This window comes from Proteus sp. HMSC14B05 (genome assembly GCF_001808035.1).
GTDB classification, from domain to species: Bacteria; Pseudomonadota; Gammaproteobacteria; order Enterobacterales; family Enterobacteriaceae; genus Proteus; species Proteus mirabilis.
In genome coordinates this window covers 135505-154783 of record NZ_KV791997.1, presented here as the reverse complement: position 1 = coordinate 154783, position 19279 = coordinate 135505, and the positions used below count along the sequence as shown (strand labels likewise).

Genomic DNA, 19279 nt, shown 5'->3' with positions numbered 1-19279 from the left:
TCGATGCTATGAAAGAATTTATAAAAAAAACATATAAAATTATTAACAATCATTTGGAAAACCCGGTTCATATAGCCTTTGCTGTTGATCATAAATTTATTAATTACGCAGGTATTTCCATATATTCTATATTAAAAAATAATTGCAATAAAGAGATTATATTCCATATATTTACTCCTTTATTAGAAAAGAAAAATTTTCATGAGTTTAAAAATCTAGAATTTAAAAACTTTTCTCTTCACATTCATGAAATAGATACAACAATTTTTGATAATCTACCATCCTCATTAGAAATAACAACCGCAATGTATTATAGATTAGTTATCCCAGAATTCTTATATAACATAACTGAAAAAGTTTTATATCTTGATTCTGACATATTGTGCTTTAATAACTTTGGGAATCTTTTTGAAATAGAATTTAAAAACAATTTAATAGCTGCAGTTAATGACGAATTTGTATTAATAAAAGATAAAGAGTCTCTTAATATAAAAAAAACAACACCTTATTTTAATTCTGGAGTTATACTATTTAATACTAAAGAGTGGGTAAAAAACGATATACTAACCAAATTTATCAATTTGATAAATAAAAGAAAATATTATTATCCTGACCAAGATGTTTTAAATATTATATTAGAAGATAAGGTGCAGTTTCTAACAAAACAATTTAATTGTTTTTGCCAAGAAAATATACCTATTCTTAAGGATGCTATATTTGTTCATTACGCAGGATATCCTAAACCATGGTCTATGATGCACCATAATAATATAGATTATCTAAATTATCTTCTTTCTTCACCTTGGAAAGACATACCCTTGGTAAAGCCCACTAATTATAAAGAAATAAAAAAACTATCAAAAGTTTTATTAAAAAAGAAAGAATACACAAAGTTTATATACTGGTATATAAATTATATAGTGAAAAAAATAAAGTCAGATAAATAAATTACTACATTTATTTTAACTAGACTTAAGTATTTTATTAATCATAAACCTATCATCATTTATAATAATACTTTAATTTTTATAAACTTATTTAAAGATTAAAAAAAAGCCCCTCTCCAGAGGGGCTGCAAAAGACAGGGATGGTGTCTATGGCAAGGAAAAAACTTCGTTGTTGCTACTTACTCTCTAACTAGGTACTGCTTTACTACACTCTTACTACATTACTAAAGGACTTTACTTAATCACTAATTAGCTTTCTCTTGAGTTTGCTGGTTTTGCTGACTAACAGAAGAGACTCGCTGTTGATAATTCTTTTCTAGCTGCGCTTTTTGCTCTGGGGTTAATAGCTGATACATTTGATTATGAACTTTCGCCATTTCAACTCGGCGCTCTATTGCTTGTTTGTCCATATCTTGTATTTGCGCTCTTACCGCTGCTTCATCAAACTTATCCGCGGTAATTAGCTTATGCATATTTTCGTGACGCTGACGAAAATCACTGTTATTAAAACGATCTTGATGATGCTGGCGCATTAAATCGCGCATTTGAGTGCGTTGTTGCTCTGTTAATGTAATACCATTAAACATACGCGACTCACCGAAATTATTGTTACCCATCATATGGCCACGTTGTCCACGATGACCTCGGTTATCACGTCCATCATGCATACCGTAACCGTATCCACAATGGTAATTATCATTATACTGTTGTTGCCCAGCAGGCTGATTATTTGTATTTGATGTTTCAGCCATTACTACCGTCGGAGCTACTAAAAACATTGATGCTAGTGCAACCATTGCTACTTTACGCATTGTCCCACTCCTCATTCGGTTATAATACCGACTTATTAATGCTGACCTAAATATGTGTAATTGTTCTCGATGTGGATTACTATACCTTTACGGCTGCAAACTAGCGTCAGAGCGTGTAAAAGAACGTAAAGTCATAGATTCGCGCTATTTATTATCGTATTTTTCTCTTGGAGGAATTGACGAATGCATAAAATCTTATTAGTGGATGACGATCGCGAATTAACCTCGCTATTGAAAGAACTACTTGAAATGGAAGGCTTTAATGTTGTGCTCGCCACTGACGGCGAACAGGCCTTAAAACTTCTGGACGCGTCTATTGACTTGTTATTACTGGATATCATGATGCCACGTAAGAACGGGATCGAGACACTTAAAGAGTTACGCCAAAATTTCCAAACACCTGTCATTATGTTAACGGCAAGAGGCAGCGATCTTGATCGTGTACTTGGCCTAGAGCTGGGAGCAGATGACTATTTACCTAAGCCATTTAACGATAGAGAGCTAGTTGCACGCATTAGGGCTATTTTACGTCGTTCCAACTGGAGTGAACAGAAACAGACCGATGGCAACACCTCACCGATATTGCAAGTTGATAAGTTACAACTTAATCCGGGTAGACAAGAGGCCAGCTTTGATAATGAACCATTAGAGCTAACAGGTACTGAGTTTACGTTACTTTATCTACTTGCTCAGCATTTAGGACAAGTAGTATCGCGCGAGCATCTCAGCCAAGAAGTGTTAGGTAAACGCTTAACACCTTTTGATAGAGCGATTGATATGCATATTTCCAACTTACGTCGTAAGTTACCGGAAAGAACAGACGGGCAGCCTTGGTTTAAAACATTACGTGGCCGTGGTTATCTTATGGTTTCAATAACTTAATAAAAAATCTTTATGATAAACAGTTTGTCAGCGCGTATATTCGCCATATTCTGGCTGACACTAGCATTAGTTCTAGTGCTAGTTATGATGGTACCCAAGCTGGACTCGCGCCAGCTTACCACTTTACTTGAAAGTGAATACCGTCAAGGTGTTATGCTAGAGCAACATATAGAAGCCGAACTAGCGCAAGATCCGGCTAACGATCTGCTATGGTGGCGGCGATTAATCCGCGCCATTGATAAATGGGCGCCACCTGGTCAACGTCTTATTATTGTCACCAGTGAAGGTCGTATTATTGGTGCTCAACGTAATGAAATACAAGTTGTCAGAAACTTTATGGGACAATCTGATAACGCAGACCATCCGAAAAAGAAAAAATACGGTCGCTCTGAGATGTTAGGCCCCTTTTCCATTAGAGATGGTGAAGATCACTACCAACTTTACTTAGTGCGCCCATCAAGTAGCCCGCAATCTGATTTTATCAATTTATTATTTGATAAACCGCTTTTATTACTGATATTCACCATGCTTATCAGTACACCGCTACTGGTTTGGCTCTCTTGGAGTTTGGCAAAACCGGCCCGAAAACTCAAAAATGCGGCGGATGATGTAGCAAAAGGTAACCTGCGTCCTCACCCTGAGCTGGAAACCGGCCCGCAAGAATTTTTAGCGGCAGGCACTAGTTTTAATCAGATGATCAGCGCCTTAGAACGCATGGTTGAAGCGCAACAGCGATTAATTTCTGATATCTCCCATGAATTGCGCACCCCGTTAACTCGATTACAGCTTGCCAGTGCATTACTACGTCGTCGTAGCGGTGAAAGTAAAGAGCTAGAGCGTATTGAAACAGAAACACAGCGGCTAGATGGCATGATCAATGACTTATTAGTGCTTTCCCGCAATCAATATAAAAATGAGTTATTACGCGAAACCGTAAAAGCGAATGAGCTTTGGAACGATATTTTAGATAATGCGAAATTTGAGGCTGAACAAAGCAATAAAACTCTAACAGTAACCGCCCCACCAGGCCCATGGACAATTTATTGCAATCCTTATTCATTAGCGAGTGCCTTTGAAAATATCGTTCGCAATGCCTTGCGTTATTCACATTCTCGTATTGAAGTGGCCTTTACCGAACAAAATCAGGGTATCACTATTATTGTTGATGATGATGGCCCAGGGGTTAGCCCAGAAGATCGCGAGCATATTTTCCGACCTTTTTATCGTACGGACGAAGCACGTGATAGAGAATCCGGCGGTACAGGGCTGGGACTGGCAATAGTTGAAACCGCAATTAGTCAACATCGAGGCCATGTAAAAGCTGACGATAGCCCATTAGGGGGATTAAGAGTAGAGATTTGGTTGCCGAGAGGGAGTGTGGTAAATAAATCACAACAAGCTTAATTCAGTAATAAAATTACTATATTAAATTATTCTGCCATCTATTGAAGAATAGGTGGCATATTCTTTTCATTCCCATCTTTATAGATATTTCAGAATGATCTTGCTAATTCAGTCGATATTCCGATATTTATATATACCTAATCAATGTTAGAATACCCATCAATTACTTGACCCGCGGGTTTGAAGAGTCTAATCTCAGAGCGGTTTTGCGTACTGTTAAAGTATGCTTATATAATAAAACTCTTATATTACAGATAGATAAGAGATTATCGAGAAATTTTTTGGCGCTCTGGGGGCCATAAACCCAGTGCGGTAGCTTTTCTAAAAATTAGACTACATGATTAAAAATGATGACTATATATACAACATCTTTATATCACATCTAATTATTAATTTAGAAAATCAATATAATATATAAACAACAGTAGTAATTATACGAAAATGAATAAATTAATCGTATCAAATGATCTTCCTTTAGTCTCTGTTATAATTCCTACATATGGAAGACCGCATTTTTTAGAAAGAGCAATAGACAGCGTATTATCTCAATCATATAAAAACATAGAAATAATCGTGGTAGATGATAATTCTAGTAATTTACACCACGAACAAACAGTCAAAATAATAAAAAAATATAATCGCAATAATAAAATAATATACATTTTTGATGGTATCAATGTGGGTGGTTCATTAGCTAGAAATAGAGGAATTATCGAATCTAAAGGAGAATATATTACTTTTTTAGATGATGATGATATATATTTAGAAAAAAAGATAGAGAGTCAGGTGGAACATATTATCAATAATAATATTGATGTCAGTGTATGTAATATGTTTTTTAAAAAAAATAATAATTTCTTGGATATTAGCAATTGTTATAGTAGAGTAGGAAGCATTCAAGAATTTATCTTAAATGGTAATGCTTACACTCCAATGATTATGAGTAAGAAAGAATCACTATTAGAAGTAGGATTATTTACTCATTCCCCTCGCTACCAAGACCATATATTAATGCTAAAATTATTCATGGCAGGTAAAAAAATTAAATCATTAAATGAAAAGCTCTTTATTCATAATGATCATAATGAAAAAAGAATAACTAATAGTAATAAATCAGAGGAAGCTTATAGAATAAGACAGTCGTATGAAAGAAAAAATTTATATAAACTAAATGATATAGAAAAAAAACAATACAAAATTATTGAATGCCTTATTAATGCAAAGATATTGCGTGCAAAAAAAAATTATCTTAATTCATTAAAAAGTGTTATTTCTGCATTTACCTATATAACAAATAGGAATGATCTATATAAAATAATAAAAACATTAATTAGAATACATATCCTACCCAATAAAAAAATATAACATGATGATTAAAAATTTAAAATACGACCCTTTTATTATAATGTTTTTTTTATTGTATGTTTTATATTCTATAAAAAGTGGTTTTTTCTCATTAATTATAAATAATGAATTTATTTTTCAAATCAAGAATTTTATAAATGTATTTCTTATAATTTCATCTGTCACTTCAGCCTTTCTATTATCAAAAACAAGAACAAAATTTTATTTGGCAATATTTACTATTCTATCCATTATTGGATTATTTTTCTTCTCTAACAAAAGTTATTTAGGTTTTTTACTAATCATATCCATGCTAATATTGGCATCAAAAATAAAATGGGAAAACATACTTAAAATTATAATATTTTCAAATATTATAACCATTATATTTATATGTTTTTCCGCATATTTTAGTGAATATTATTTTTTAGAAGATGATAGGTTTGGAGAAAGGTTTACAGCTGGATTTGATAATCCAAATACGTTGGGGCAATATTCTTTAATGTTATTCACAGTAACAGCCCTTTTTTCAGAATTAAAAATTAAAGAAATTACAACTCGATTATTTATTGTAAGTGTAATATTTATTATTATACTTACAATATTATATTTGACATATTCTAGAACTAGTTTATTACTATCGGTTTTATTTTATTTTCTTTTCCTTATTTGCACAATATATAAAAAAAGTAATCAATTTTTACCAAGAAAGAAAATAAAAACTTTACTTTTTTTATTTTCTTTCTCCATTATTATAATTCAATTTTATTTTATTTTATTTTTTAAAATAGATAGTTTTCTTTATGAAGTTAATGATCTCTTAACTAGTAGATTATGGTTTGGAAACATTTTATTTAATTCCATAGGTTTCCCTAATTTTTTTATTGGAACTAATATTGAAGAATATCTTCCCATTGATTTTTATTTTATCCAAATAATATACAGCTTTGGATTAATACCGTTTTCTATCTTATATTTTATGATAACAAAAAAATTCTTTAACACAAAAATAACATTGTTAATGGGATGTACTCTTTTTGTTATGCTATTAGAAACCATGACTGAAACATATTTTTCTGTACCTTTTTATTCAATTGCTTTATTTATTATCTATAGTAAGAAAATTTAACATGAAGAAACTATTATTTTTTATAACTGATATAACAACTGGTGGTGGTACTGAAAGAGCATTAATTACTCTTGTAAATAAATTAGCTGATAAAAATTTCAATATTTATATTTATTCTCTTTACAGGAAAAATACAACACCTTTATTTGAAATAAATAAAAAAATAAAAATAGAATTCTTAAAAAGTAAACACCATATTATTAAACTATTTAATATGAAAAATATTGCTCAAGAAGACCCTTCAGCTATTAAAATTATAGTATCTATGGGAAGATTATCGATTGAAACTGCATTATTATTTAAGCTATTTAAAATAACTAATATTTTTTTATCAGAACATACGTCTTTTGAGTCTTATAGATTTTTAATTAGAAAATTAAAGTTATTAAGCTATAGACTGGCAGATAAAGTTATAGTATTAACTGAACATGATAAAAAATTACTCAATAGTGAGTATAATTTAAATAATATTTATACCATACCTAATATTAACCCATATGAAGAATATAAATATAATTTCAACTTTGACCAAAGAAAAAACATAGCTCTTGCTATAGGAAGATTGTGCTATGCTAAAAATTTTGAAAGACTAATACAATTATGGAGTAAAGCAAACACGCAAAATTGGAAATTACTAATTGTTGGTGATGGCAATGATAGAAAAAAATTAGAAAAAACTATTAATGAAACAGGTGTAAAAAATATAGAAATTTTTCCATTTACAAAAGATATTATTTCTTATTATCAGAAAGCAAAGCTATATTTAATGACCTCGCGATTCGAAGGTTTACCAATGGTTTTAATTGAGTCCCAACATTTTAGCATACCTATTATCTCTTTTAATTGTAAAACAGGTCCATCCGAAATAGTAAAAAATGACTATAATGGTTACCTAGTCGATTATAACAACGATTCACTATTTATAGAAAAGTTAGATTTTTTCATAAGAAACGAATCGTTACAGAGAAAATTAGCTATTAACTCTCCTTTGGTTTCAAGTAATTATTCAAGTAAAATAATTATAAATATGTGGGAAAATATTTTATCTGAAAATAAATCTTATGAAAAATAATACAATTTGTGTTGTTATACCTATTTATATAAATACTAATATTCACCTATTTAAAAAAGCTATTGAATCAATAGTTCAACAATCACATCCAGCAGATGAAATTCTAATTATTTGTGATGGCCTTATATCTACTCAATTAAATAATCTTATAAAAACATTTTCGAATAAATATTCATATATAAAAATAATTCGATACGATCATAATAAAGGTCCAGGCTATGCAAGAGATTATGGAATCAAATGTACTTCTTGTGATTATATAGCTATAATGGATTCCGATGATGTATCTACAATAGACAGATTAGCAATACAATATGAATTCATGCAGAAAAATAACGACATATCTTTGTGTGGTGGATTAATAAGAGAACTCGATGACAATAATCATAAAATTTCAATAAGAAATGTCCCAATGCTCCATTCGGAAATACTAAAAACAATTAAAATAAAATCTCCTATAAACAATGTAACAGCTTTTTTTCGTCGTAAAGATTATTTAGAAACTGATGGATATGCACATATTAGAAGCTCTGAAGATTATGCTCTTTGGGCTAGATTAATATATAAAGAAAAGAAACTACAAAACCTTCCACATATATTTGTCGATGTCAACTTCGATATAGGTTCATTATCCAGAAGAACTGGATTGGCTCATTTTAAAAATGACTTGTTCACACAAAAAGAATTATTAAATTTTAATTTAATAACTCGATATCAATTTTATAAAAATATTTTAAAATACTTTATATTCCGTTGTATTTTGCATAAAAATATAAAAAAAATACTATATAAATATTATTTAAGGAAATAAAATTAACATGTATAAAATCACCATCTCAGGAACCGGCTATGTCGGTCTATCTAACGGGATACTCCTTTCCCAGCACAACAAAGTTGTTGCATTAGATATCAATAAAGAAAAAGTCGAACTATTAAACAAAAAAATCTCTCCTATCTCTGATAAAGAAATTGAAGAGTTTTTAGCCACTAAAGAGCTCGACTTTACGGCAACTTTAGATAAAGAATTCGCTTATAAAGATGCTGAATTTGTTATCATTGCCACTCCTACCGATTATGATCCTAAAACTAACTACTTTAACACCTCTTCTGTCGAGTCGGTTATTCGTGATGTTTTAGAATATAATCCAAACACCACTATGATTATAAAATCAACCATTCCGGTTGGTTTTACTAAACAGATGAGAGAGAAATATAATACCGATAATATTATCTTCTCTCCTGAGTTCTTACGTGAAGGTCGCGCCCTTTACGATAACCTCTATCCATCTCGTATTGTGATTGGTGAGCAGTCTGCAAGAGCAGAGAAATTTGCTGAGCTTTTACAACAAGGGGCATTAAAAAAAGATATTGATGTTCTTTTTACTGATTCTACAGAAGCAGAAGCTATTAAGTTATTTGCTAATACTTATCTCGCACTGCGTGTTGCTTATTTTAATGAACTTGATAGCTACGCCCAAGCTTACGGTCTAAATGCAAGACAAATTATTGAAGGTGTTTGTTTAGATCCGCGTATTGGTAATCACTATAACAACCCATCATTTGGTTATGGTGGCTACTGCTTACCAAAAGATACTAAACAACTGTTAGCAAATTACGAATCAGTACCGAATAATATTATTGGTGCCATTGTTGAAGCTAACCGCACCCGTAAAGACTTTATCGCTGATTCTATTATCGCTAAATCACCAAAGATTGTTGGCGTTTACCGCTTAATTATGAAATCAGGCTCTGATAATTTCCGCTCATCTTCAATTCAAGGCATTATGAAGCGTATTAAAGCAAAAGGCATTGAAGTGGTAATTTATGAGCCAGAAATGAAAGAAGAGACTTTCTTTAACTCAAAACTCATTCGTGATTTAGATGAGTTTAAAGCCATGTCTGATGTCATTATTACCAATAGAATGGCTACAGCGCTAAACGATGTGGAAGAAAAAGTTTATACTCGTGATCTCTTTGGTAACGATTAGTTTTCTTTCTATAGAGATAAAAAGAGTATAATTGAAAATACTTTCAATTATACTCTACTACAATTTTTATATATTTAAAATATAAAATTAGGTTTCTACTATATTGAATAAAAAAATATTACATAATGCTATTTGGATGATTTCTGAAAAAGCAATCTCCATCATAGGATTATTCTTAGTCACTTCTTATGTTGCTAAATACGTTGGTCCAGAAACATTTGGTATTATTGCTTTAGCAACCGCTACATTTCAAATAGTTCAAATCATTGCACAATTGGGTAATGACAACATTATTTTCAAAAGAGTATCAAAAAATAATCGTTCTGGTATTAAACTAATAAAATCTACTTTCCTTATACGCACTATTATTTATATAACTATAACTATACCACTTCTTATATATTTTTATTCATACAAAAATAATTTAACTTTTATATTCTCTATTGCTATTTCTGTAGCATGTTATTTTTCTTCCATAGATGTTTATTCAATTTATAACAATGCCATCCTTAAATCAAAACAAAATACTATATCTAATATGGTTGGATTAACTTTAGGATTAAGCATTCAGTTTATAATAGCTTACAAGAAATATAACCCTATCTATTTATCCATACCAATAATTATAACAACCTTTCTCCCATTTTTGATTAGATTCATTTTATTTAATAAAATGAATCTAGTAAAAGAAATCGTTGTCAAAAAAAAATCAAGGTATAATAAATATATATTAAGCTCTGGTTTAGCAATTGTGTTCTCCTCATTATCAATTGCTATTTATACTAGAATAAATCAATTTATGATTTCTTACTTAGACAGTGATTACAGTTTAGGAATTTATTCAGTTGCAGTAACATTATCAAGCTCATGGGCATTCATTTTATCTGCACTAATAAGTTCAACACTACCTTCTATATTTGGAGAAAAAGATGATAATAAAGCGATTAGAATAGGAGTAAAACTTAACATTATTATAACATTAATATCATTACTAGTTCTTTCTTTTATAACTTTATTTGGTAAGCTTTTTATAAATTTACTTTTTGGTGAAGAATATATCAATGCTTACTATTTATTAAAAATATTATGTATATCAACAATGTTTTCAAACCTTGGAATGCTATCATCTAGATTTATTGTTCGTTCGTCAGGCTATTCATTTCTATCAAAAAAAATGTTTATTATGGTTCTACTTAGTATTCCTATATCTTATTGTCTTATAAAAAATTATGGTTTAATAGGCGCATCATATAGTGTATTGATAATAGAATTTGTCTCATTAACATTAATGAACTATTTTTTCAAGAAAAGAATAGTTTGGAAGCTTCATCTAGAAACATTAAAAATGAATCTAAAATAACAGTAACTTTCTAAATTAGAAATATGCTCAATATCGTCTTATTTGAACCCGAAATTCCACCGAATACGGGTAATATTATTCGCCTGTGTGCCAACACAGGCTTTCATCTTCATTTGATCCAACCATTGGGTTTTACTTGGGATGATAAACGGCTACGCCGTGCAGGGCTTGATTATCGTGAGTTTGCTGATATCAAACAGCATCACGATTATTATACTTTTTTAGAAAGTGAAGGATTAAGCCCTGATAATGCACAATCACCGACAGGTGCGCGGTTGTTTGCATTAACCACTAAAGGTACTCCCGCCCATAGTAATGTAAATTATCAAGATGGGGATTATCTACTCTTTGGCCCTGAGACACGAGGTTTACCACCTTATGTGTTGGATAATATGCCAACACAACAAAAAATCCGTGTACCAATGTTAGCAGATAGCCGCAGTATGAATCTTTCTAATACGGTTGCCGTGGTTGTTTTTGAGGCATGGCGTCAATTAGGCTATCCTGGTGCATTATTAAGAGATTAATTTATCTTTTTAATTTATAACCATAAAAAATGACCTCGAGACTTTATTGTCTCGAGGTCATTTTTATGTATATGCTTTGTGCTAGTTTTAGCTTTTCTTATTTTATATCTTCTTTTTATCTTTTTTATCTTTCGGTTTTATTTCTTAGCTTTTTTAGTTATTTTTCTTATCAAGAAATACCATCTTGCACTTACTTTTATTAAAAATGATGAAAAATCAGTTACTAATACCTTTCTTTCTAATAATCTTTTCTTAAATTCATTTTTTTGTATTAACTCTTTTCGATACTCTTTAGCATTAAATTGTTGGTTAATCTTTTCAAGTAACCTTTTACAGCGTACTACTTGCTCTACTGTTTTTTTATCATTATCCAATAATAATGAATAATCCTCTTTATTCACTTCAATGCCAAAATATATTAATAATTTTCGCCCTACTCTTTCTGCTGTATCTTTTTGTATCGCTTTATATTGTGAGCGATCGACATTTGGATGAGTACGATAATAAAGAAGTGGTACAGGAAGATTATGGAGCTTAAATTTTCCAGCAATAATTAAGTTCACCCATAAACCATAATCTTCTGCATAGAGGTCTGCTTTATCATATCCACCAACAGATAATATATCTTGCTTACGATAGATAATGGTTGGATGCGCTAAGGAGCAATCATAAAGACTAGAAATCACAATATCACTATGTGTTTCTGGATAAGTATTAATTCTATTTGGCTCTTCTTGGTAGATAAAAGCACCACCACAAACACTCACTTCAGGATGTTGTAACATAAATTGATATTGCGCTTCTAGTCTGGTTGAAACGGCAATATCATCTGAGTCCATTCTAGCGACTAAATCACATGAAGCTAATTGTAATCCTTTGTTTAAAGAAGCGATCAATCCGATATTTTGTTCATTAATAATCAGTTTTATTCTGGGATCTTTTTTGGCATTTTCTTTTAAAATAGATAATGAGTTATCCGTTGAGCCATCATTAATGATAAGAAACTCAAATTCTTTAAATGTTTGATTTAATATAGAATCAATAGACTCCTGAAGGTATTTCTCATCATTGTATACCGACATTAATACGGTAATTTTGGGCATATTGTTTTTCATTATCTATTTTCAGCAATATTTATTAATTTCAAAATTCATCTTATTGATATACCGACACCCTTCTCCCACATCCTTTAATACTAATGCATGGGCGCCAATAATCGCATTATCACCAATATTAATCTCTCCACCAATAATGGATGAATTACAGCCAATATAAACATGGTTTCCTACTTGGATATTGGCTTTTCCCCCTTTCTCTTTTACGCCAATAGTCACCCCTTGCATAATAGTGACATATTCCCCCAGTTGACAGTAATTAGTCAGTACAATGCCAATCGGGTGTGGTAAAGAAAGGCCTTTACCAATACGGGTTTTTAACGAGATATCATTACAGTATTTACGGTTATTGCTAGCACCGATCCGAATACCTAATTTATGTAAAAAGCGATGGGGAGAGAAATAAAAATATTGTGCTACCCGCCACCAAAATAGGTAACGGGAACGCTGACAGAAAAACACTCGATGAAACAGTCTTAACCAACTAAAGGGTTTTTTATCACCAATATATTCAGCCTGTAAGCACTCTTTTAGTTCAGCAAGGGTAACCTTAGCTTGGGCATGCATAGTTAAATACCATCACCACACTCAAAGCCGGGTACAACACCATTAAAGTGTTGATCCATATCGAATGACGGTTTTTCACTATCAGGACGACCGACAATGCGGGCAGGCACCCCGGCCACCGTAGTATGAGCTGGTACTTCATGTAATACTACCGAGCCAGCACCAATTTTAGCACCACGACCAATCTCGATATTACCAAGAATTTTAGCTCCTGCGCCAATCATTACCCCTTCACGCACTTTCGGATGACGATCGCCCCCAGTTTTACCTGTTCCCCCTAAGGTCACAGATTGTAAAATGGAGACATCATTTTCAACCACCGCCGTTTCACCAATCACAATACCTGTCGCATGGTCGAGCATAATACCGTGTCCAATACGTGCCGCTGGGTGGATATCCACCCCAAAGGTGACTGATATTTGGTTTTGTAGATAAATGGCTAGCGCTTGGCGATTTTGTTGCCATAGCCAATGGGCAATACGGTAGGCTTGTAGTGCATGAAACCCTTTTAAATAAAGCAATGGGGTTGAATATTTATCTACCGCGGGATCACGTAGGCGTACCGCGGAGAGATCACAAGCGGCCGACTCAATCATTGAGCTATCGTGACTATAAGCCTCTTCAACAATTTCGCGTACTGCAATGGCTGGCATAGTCTGAGTTGCCAGCTTATTGGCCAGCATATAGCTTAATGCACTACCTAAATTTTCGTGTTTGAGAAGTGTCGCATGAAAGAAACTGGCTAACATTGGCTCACAATCTGCCAATGCACGCGCTTCGCTCTTAATATGATCCCAGACTCTTGTTAGTTCTTCTAGCGACATACTCACTCTCATTTTTTACACGAAAGCCTAAGTAAATACTTAGGCTTTGAATTTTCAAACAAATGGATAGTTAAAACAGATACCCTAAGAATATTATTTAAAATAAACTGACTACAGGCTGCTGTCTATCTCATCTTTGGTTGCTCGCCCTAATAAAGCCAATGCAGCCTCTTTTACATCTTTATGTTGATATAAAATTTGGTAAATCTGTTCGGTGATTGGCATTTCTACACCCACTTGTTCGGCTAATGCGCGAACTTCTTTGGTGTTACGATAACCTTCGACTACCTGACCAATTTTCTCTTGGGCTGTATCAACATCTAAACCTTGACCTAGCATCATACCAAAGCGACGATTGCGTGATTGGTTGTCAGTACAGGTTAAAACTAAATCACCCAAACCAGCCATGCCCATAAAAGTTGCCGCATCTGCACCTAAGGCTTTACCTAAGCGGCTCATTTCGGCCAGACCACGGGTAATAAGTGCAGTACGCGCATTAGCGCCAAATCCCATACCATCAGACATACCCGCACCAATAGCAATCACGTTTTTAACAGCGCCCCCCAGTTGCACACCGATAAAATCAGGGTTTTTATAGACTCGGAAGCTTTTACCACAATGAAATAGCTGTTGTAACTGTTCTAAAAAGAGATTATCCGTCGAGGCCACTGCAATCGCGGTGGGTAAACCCGCTGCAAGCTCTTTAGCAAAAGTAGGGCCAGATAATACTGCGAGCGGGATTTCATTACCTAATACTTCACGGGCAACATCTTGTAATAAGCGACCAGTATGTGCTTCAAGACCTTTTGTCGCCCAAACAACACGCGCATCCTGACGTAAAAAGGGTTTGATTTGTTGCAGTACTTCACCAAACACATGGCTTGGGATCACCACAAGAATATTACGGCTCGCTTCAATCGCTTTTTGCAAAGAAGCTTCCATATATAAACTATCAGGAAAGGAAACATCGGGCAGAAAGGCTTGATTACAGCGCGCTTGTTCTAATGCCGCAACGTGCTTGGGATCATGCCCCCACAGCACAACATCGTGCCCATTACGCGCTAAGGTAATCGCTAAAGCGGTGCCGTATGAACCGGCACCGATAACTGTCATAGAAGCGTTCATTAAGCTTCTTCAACTCCTGAGTTTGCTGCATCCTGTTGCTGTTGTTGCTGTAAGTAGTTCATAAACAACGCATCAAAGTTAACAGGTGCTAAGTTTAATTGTGGGAAAGTACCACGACCTACTAAGTTGGTGATACATTCACGTGCATAAGGGAATAATACGTTCGGGCAGTATGCACCTAAGCAATGTGCTAATTGTGTACCTTCGATACCTTCAACAGTAAAGATACCTGCTTGTTGTACTTCACACAGGAAAGCGGTTTCTTCTTCCATTGTTGCCGTAACAGTGACACGTAAGATAACTTCATATACATTTTCAGCTAGCGTATTAGAAGAAGTATCTAAATCTAATTTAACTTCTGGTTGCCACTCTTTTTGGAAAACTTGTGGGGCATTTGGCGCTTCGAAAGAGATATCTTTTGTGTAGATACGTTGAATTTGAAAAGTCATCTCTTGGTTTTGCTGTTCTGACATAATAATCTTACCTTTTTATATCCTTATTAAATTGAATAGCAGTAAGTATAGAACTCAATCTGCCCGCTCGTTACTTTTTACCTTTTGCCAGTGGTAAATTCTCACCACTCCAACCTGAAAGACCATCTTTTAAAATAAAGACTTTTTCAAAACCTAATTTGATAAGGCTTTCAGCAGGTTTTGCACCCTCAATACCTGATGGTGATACCACAATCACCGGCTGTGATTTATATTTCTCCAGCTCAGCAATATTGTTACTTTTGATCTCAGAAGGCGTTAAATTGATAGAATCGATGATGTGTCCTTTACGGAACTCATCACGGCTACGGATATCAACACAAACCGCATTCTCTTTGTTTATCAAAGAAATCGCTTCTGTACGGGAAATATTTTTCGTTTTAGAAAAAAGGCCTTTAAAGGTCAATACAATGACCGCCACCAGCAGCGCAATCCAGATAAAACTTAACAGGGTGTGCCGGCTAAAAAATTGCATTACTTCTTGCAGCATAGGATGCAATCACTCTCGTTAGTTAAAAATAGTATTAAAGAGCCAAAGTATACCTTTGTCATGGCGCAATTACAGCCTATTCCTTCGTTTCTCTTTCAGTTTTTGCGGAAAGTTTCTCAACAATCATTTTTTTTATTGACGGATTTATGTACCATTAGCGCCGAAAAATCCTGTAAAACAGCGTTTAAAAGAGTCTCTCTTTTCACTTTACCGGATCTCTCTTCAGGTAAGCTATTAAGAAATCAGCATTCATCATCAAAGCCTGTGACAAAAATAGTCACTCGTACGTAGAATTTCACACCTGTCTGAGATACAACCACTATTTGTTATTTATTAAAAGTATTGAGAACACGAGCATGTCGCAAACAAACCAAGTGCCTAAAATTGGATTCGTTTCTTTAGGTTGTCCTAAAAATTTAGTGGACTCTGAACGTATCCTCACCGAACTGCGTACAGAAGGTTATCAAGTTGTTCCTACCTATGATGATGCTGATTTAGTCATCGTCAATACCTGTGGCTTTATTGATAGCGCAGTACAAGAATCTCTTGAAGCCATTGGCGAAGCACTCGATGAAAACGGTAAAGTTATCGTCACCGGTTGTTTAGGTGCCAAAGAAAATCAAATCCGTGAAGTTCACCCAAAAGTGCTGGAAATCACCGGCCCTCATAGTTATGAACAAGTGTTATCACATATTCATCACTATGTTCCCAAACCTTCCCATAACCCATTTACCAGCTTGGTTCCCGAGCAGGGCGTTAAATTAACCCCTCGTCATTACGCTTATCTAAAAATTTCTGAAGGTTGTAATCACCGTTGTACTTTTTGCATTATTCCTTCAATGCGAGGTGATTTAGACAGTCGCCCAATTGGTGAAGTGTTAAATGAAGCGAAAAGATTAGTCAATGCTGGGGTGAAAGAGTTACTGGTTATCTCACAAGATACTTCCGCTTATGGGGTTGATACCAAACATCAAACCGGTTTTTGGGATGGTATGCCAGTTAAAACCAGTATGGTCAGTTTATGTGAACAACTGGCAAAATTGGGTATTTGGGTACGTTTACATTATGTTTACCCTTATCCACATGTGGATGAGGTTATTCCATTAATGGCAGAAGGCAAAATTTTACCTTATTTAGATATTCCGCTACAACACGCTAGCCCGAAAGTGCTGAAATTAATGAAGCGTCCAGGCTCTGTTGAACGTACTTTAGAGCGTGTAAAACGTTGGCGAGAAATTTGTCCTGAATTAACGTTACGTTCAACCTTTATTGTCGGTTTCCCGGGGGAAACAGAAGAAGATTTCCAAATGCTATTGGATTTCTTGACCGAAGCTCGTTTAGATCGCGTGGGTTGTTTTAAATATAGCCCCGTTGAAGGTGCGAAAGCGAATGAATTACCTGATCAAGTTCCTGAAGAGGTAAAAGAAGAGCGTTACCATCGTTTTATGCAACTACAGCAACAAATTTCCACCGAGCGTCTGCAAGAGAAAATAGGTAAAGTTTTACCGGTTATCATTGATGAAGTGGATGAAGAAGGTGCTATTGGCCGTAGTATGGCGGACGCGCCGGAAATTGATGGTGCTGTTTACCTTAATGAGCAGTTTGATGTCGAGCCAGGACAGATCGTACGTGTGCTGATTGAGCATGCTGATGAATATGATCTGTGGGGTACCATCGTCGAACAATAATTTATCCTGTGTACAGCGTGATAGCTATTCTATTGCGCTGTTACACATTGTGCTGCTTTTTTCCTCTTTCCGACTATTATTGCTTTATTATCATCTCTGAGTTCATTAGATTAACTGTTAGGTATTATCTGAAATTACGACTTTATTTCCTGTTAACTGGTCAGTTGATTAGCGACATGAAATAATCTTATAAACTGTTATTAAAGGTACTTTGGTCAGATGGCAGAGAAAAAGGATCTTCAGAACACAACACACCGTACTTACCGTGTATTTTCTTTACCGTTAATCACGCTACTGATTAGCACATCTCTGTTTTCTGCAATCAGCGCTTTTGCCAATACATTAACGGATAATCGTAGTCAGTTAAAAGATCTGCAAACCACCATTGCTGAAAAAGAAAAGCGCGTTCAAGAGCAACAAAAACAGCGCACGGCTTTACTTGGACAACTCAAATCACAAGAGACGCAAATCGCTAATGCCAGCCGCTCTGTGCATGAGACGCAAAACCGCTTACAAACCTTAGCTAAAGAGATCAAAACCATCACCGCAAATATTGCCCGATTGCAAAAGCAATATAACGAGCAACAAGCACTGCTAGCACGCCAACTCGATGCGGCTTACCGACAAGGGAAACATCAAGGTATTGAGTTACTGTTTCGCGGTGAAGAAGGTCAGCGAGAAGAGCGGATCTTAGCCTATTACAGTTATATAAATGAAGCGCGTAAACAGTCAATGGAGCAATTGGCTCAAACTTCCAAAGAGCTACAGGCAGAAAAAGACGCCCAACAAGCGAAACAGAACGAGCAAAAGCAGGTACTCACCAAACAGCAACAAGAGAAACAAAAACTAGATAATGCGCTAGCTGCACGTCAAAAAACATTAACGCAACTAGAATCAACCTTAAAAGAAGATCAACGCAATTTAGCCACCATGCGTGCTAATGAAACACGCTTAAGAAATAAAATTGCTCAAGCAGAGCGTGAAGCCAAAGCGCGAGCTGAGCGTGAAGCACGGGAAGCTGCTCGTATTGCCGCCAAGCAACGTGAAGCGCAACAGCGTGGTTCGACCTATAAACCCACCGCCGAAGAACGCTCTTTAATGTCCCGTACTGGCGGATTGGGTAAACCTGCAGGTCAGGCTATTTGGCCTATTAGAGGCAGTTTATTACACCGCTTTGGTGAGTCTATTTCCGGCTCGGGTGAATTACGTTGGAAAGGAATTGTGATCCCCGCGGCACAAGGCACTGAAGTAAAAGCGATTGCGGATGGTCGGGTGCTGTTAGCCGACTGGCTACAAGGGTATGGTTTAGTGGTCGTCGTTGAGCACGGTAAAGGGGATATGAGCCTTTATGGCTATAACCAAAGTGCGTTAGTCAATGTTGGTCAACAAGTCAAAGCTGGACAACCTATCGCCTTGGTAGGAAACAGTGGTGGACAAGAGCGCTCAGCGCTCTATTTTGAAATTAGACGCCAAGGAAAAGCAGTCAACCCAGTTCCTTGGCTTGGGAGGTAGTT

General features: G+C 34.6%; 20 protein-coding genes. 13 read left to right on the top strand and 7 right to left on the bottom strand.

All coding sequences use genetic code 11. From position 1 onward, the window contains the following. The first annotated feature begins 8 nt into the window (after nt 1-8). Nucleotides 9-947, top strand: a complete 939-nt coding sequence (locus HMPREF3129_RS13595; protein ID WP_049219352.1) for a glycosyltransferase family 8 protein — start codon at nt 9-11, stop codon at nt 945-947. 245 nt (nt 948-1192) lie between these two features. On the opposite strand, the gene cpxP is transcribed toward HMPREF3129_RS13595, so the two are convergent. Further along, the gene (gene cpxP / locus HMPREF3129_RS13590) at nt 1193-1759 is read right to left on the bottom strand and encodes a cell-envelope stress modulator CpxP (protein WP_004249721.1); all 567 of its coding nucleotides are present in this window, start codon (nt 1757-1759) and stop codon (nt 1193-1195) included. A 183-nt stretch (nt 1760-1942) separates the two neighbouring features. On the opposite strand from cpxP, the gene cpxR reads away from it, so the two are divergent. From cpxR to trmL, 9 genes are all read left to right on the top strand, one after another. After that, on the top strand, nt 1943-2641 hold the full coding sequence (gene cpxR / locus HMPREF3129_RS13585) for an envelope stress response regulator transcription factor CpxR (RefSeq protein ID WP_004246432.1): 699 nt from the start codon (nt 1943-1945) through the stop codon (nt 2639-2641). Between the two features lie 12 nt (nt 2642-2653). Continuing rightward, complete coding sequence (gene cpxA, locus HMPREF3129_RS13580; protein ID WP_049219349.1) at nt 2654-4045, top strand: envelope stress sensor histidine kinase CpxA; 1392 nt, start codon at nt 2654-2656, stop codon at nt 4043-4045. Nucleotides 4046-4486: 441 nt separating this feature from the next. Next, entirely contained in the window at nt 4487-5410 is a 924-nt protein-coding gene (locus HMPREF3129_RS13575) for a glycosyltransferase family 2 protein (protein WP_049219347.1), read from the top strand. Nucleotide 5411: 1 nt separating this feature from the next. Beyond that, nucleotides 5412-6518 carry an O-antigen polymerase gene (locus tag HMPREF3129_RS13570; RefSeq protein ID WP_049219346.1) on the top strand — a complete coding sequence of 369 codons (1107 nt, stop codon included), beginning with the start codon at nt 5412-5414 and terminating at the stop codon, nt 6516-6518. A 1-nt stretch (nt 6519) separates the two neighbouring features. After that, nucleotides 6520-7590: a glycosyltransferase family 4 protein gene (locus tag HMPREF3129_RS13565; protein WP_049219343.1), complete on the top strand. Its 1071-nt coding sequence runs from the start codon at nt 6520-6522 to the stop codon at nt 7588-7590. Beyond that, nucleotides 7580-8401, top strand: coding sequence for a glycosyltransferase (locus HMPREF3129_RS13560; protein WP_049219342.1), 822 nt, complete (start codon nt 7580-7582; stop codon nt 8399-8401). Before HMPREF3129_RS13565 ends, HMPREF3129_RS13560 begins: the two co-directional genes overlap by 11 nt. Before the next feature lie 7 nt (nt 8402-8408). Next, nucleotides 8409-9578 (top strand): nucleotide sugar dehydrogenase, encoded by a 1170-nt coding sequence (locus HMPREF3129_RS13555; protein ID WP_049219340.1) that lies wholly within the window; start codon nt 8409-8411, stop codon nt 9576-9578. Nucleotides 9579-9681: 103 nt separating this feature from the next. Next, nucleotides 9682-10938 carry a flippase gene (locus HMPREF3129_RS13550; protein WP_065429006.1) on the top strand — a complete coding sequence of 419 codons (1257 nt, stop codon included), beginning with the start codon at nt 9682-9684 and terminating at the stop codon, nt 10936-10938. Between the two features lie 23 nt (nt 10939-10961). Then, a complete protein-coding gene (gene trmL, locus HMPREF3129_RS13545) occupies nt 10962-11465 on the top strand; it encodes a tRNA (uridine(34)/cytosine(34)/5-carboxymethylaminomethyluridine(34)-2'-O)-methyltransferase TrmL (protein ID WP_049219338.1) in 504 nt (167 codons plus the stop codon). Nucleotides 11466-11602: 137 nt separating this feature from the next. On the opposite strand, the gene HMPREF3129_RS13540 is transcribed toward trmL, so the two are convergent. The 6 genes from HMPREF3129_RS13540 to HMPREF3129_RS13515 all read right to left on the bottom strand — a co-directional run bounded on the left by HMPREF3129_RS13540 (nt 11603) and on the right by HMPREF3129_RS13515 (nt 16077). Beyond that, the gene (locus HMPREF3129_RS13540; protein ID WP_065429005.1) at nt 11603-12580 is read right to left on the bottom strand and encodes a glycosyltransferase; all 978 of its coding nucleotides are present in this window, start codon (nt 12578-12580) and stop codon (nt 11603-11605) included. Between the two features lie 9 nt (nt 12581-12589). Then, a complete protein-coding gene (locus HMPREF3129_RS13535) occupies nt 12590-13147 on the bottom strand; it encodes a serine acetyltransferase (RefSeq protein ID WP_049219334.1) in 558 nt (185 codons plus the stop codon). 2 nt (nt 13148-13149) lie between these two features. Continuing rightward, the gene (gene cysE, locus HMPREF3129_RS13530; protein WP_004249733.1) at nt 13150-13971 is read right to left on the bottom strand and encodes a serine O-acetyltransferase; all 822 of its coding nucleotides are present in this window, start codon (nt 13969-13971) and stop codon (nt 13150-13152) included. A gap of 111 nt (nt 13972-14082) precedes the next feature. Continuing rightward, complete coding sequence (gene gpsA, locus HMPREF3129_RS13525) at nt 14083-15096, bottom strand: NAD(P)H-dependent glycerol-3-phosphate dehydrogenase (protein ID WP_004246453.1); 1014 nt, start codon at nt 15094-15096, stop codon at nt 14083-14085. Continuing rightward, a complete protein-coding gene (gene secB / locus HMPREF3129_RS13520) occupies nt 15096-15569 on the bottom strand; it encodes a protein-export chaperone SecB (protein ID WP_004246454.1) in 474 nt (157 codons plus the stop codon). Before secB ends, gpsA begins: the two co-directional genes overlap by 1 nt. A gap of 70 nt (nt 15570-15639) precedes the next feature. Further along, nucleotides 15640-16077 (bottom strand): rhodanese-like domain-containing protein, encoded by a 438-nt coding sequence (locus tag HMPREF3129_RS13515; RefSeq protein ID WP_004246455.1) that lies wholly within the window; start codon nt 16075-16077, stop codon nt 15640-15642. Nucleotides 16078-16080: 3 nt separating this feature from the next. Between HMPREF3129_RS13515 and HMPREF3129_RS18380 the strand changes: the two genes are divergently transcribed. The 3 genes from HMPREF3129_RS18380 (at nt 16081) to envC (ending at nt 19277) form a co-directional block, all read left to right on the top strand. Continuing rightward, on the top strand, nt 16081-16368 hold the full coding sequence (locus tag HMPREF3129_RS18380) for a hypothetical protein (protein WP_071531011.1): 288 nt from the start codon (nt 16081-16083) through the stop codon (nt 16366-16368). Nucleotides 16369-16433: 65 nt separating this feature from the next. After that, a complete protein-coding gene (rimO, locus tag HMPREF3129_RS13510) occupies nt 16434-17765 on the top strand; it encodes a 30S ribosomal protein S12 methylthiotransferase RimO (protein ID WP_004246457.1) in 1332 nt (443 codons plus the stop codon). A 219-nt stretch (nt 17766-17984) separates the two neighbouring features. Further along, nucleotides 17985-19277, top strand: a complete 1293-nt coding sequence (gene envC / locus HMPREF3129_RS13505; RefSeq protein WP_070487075.1) for a murein hydrolase activator EnvC — start codon at nt 17985-17987, stop codon at nt 19275-19277. Nucleotides 19278-19279: the final 2 nt, after the last annotated feature.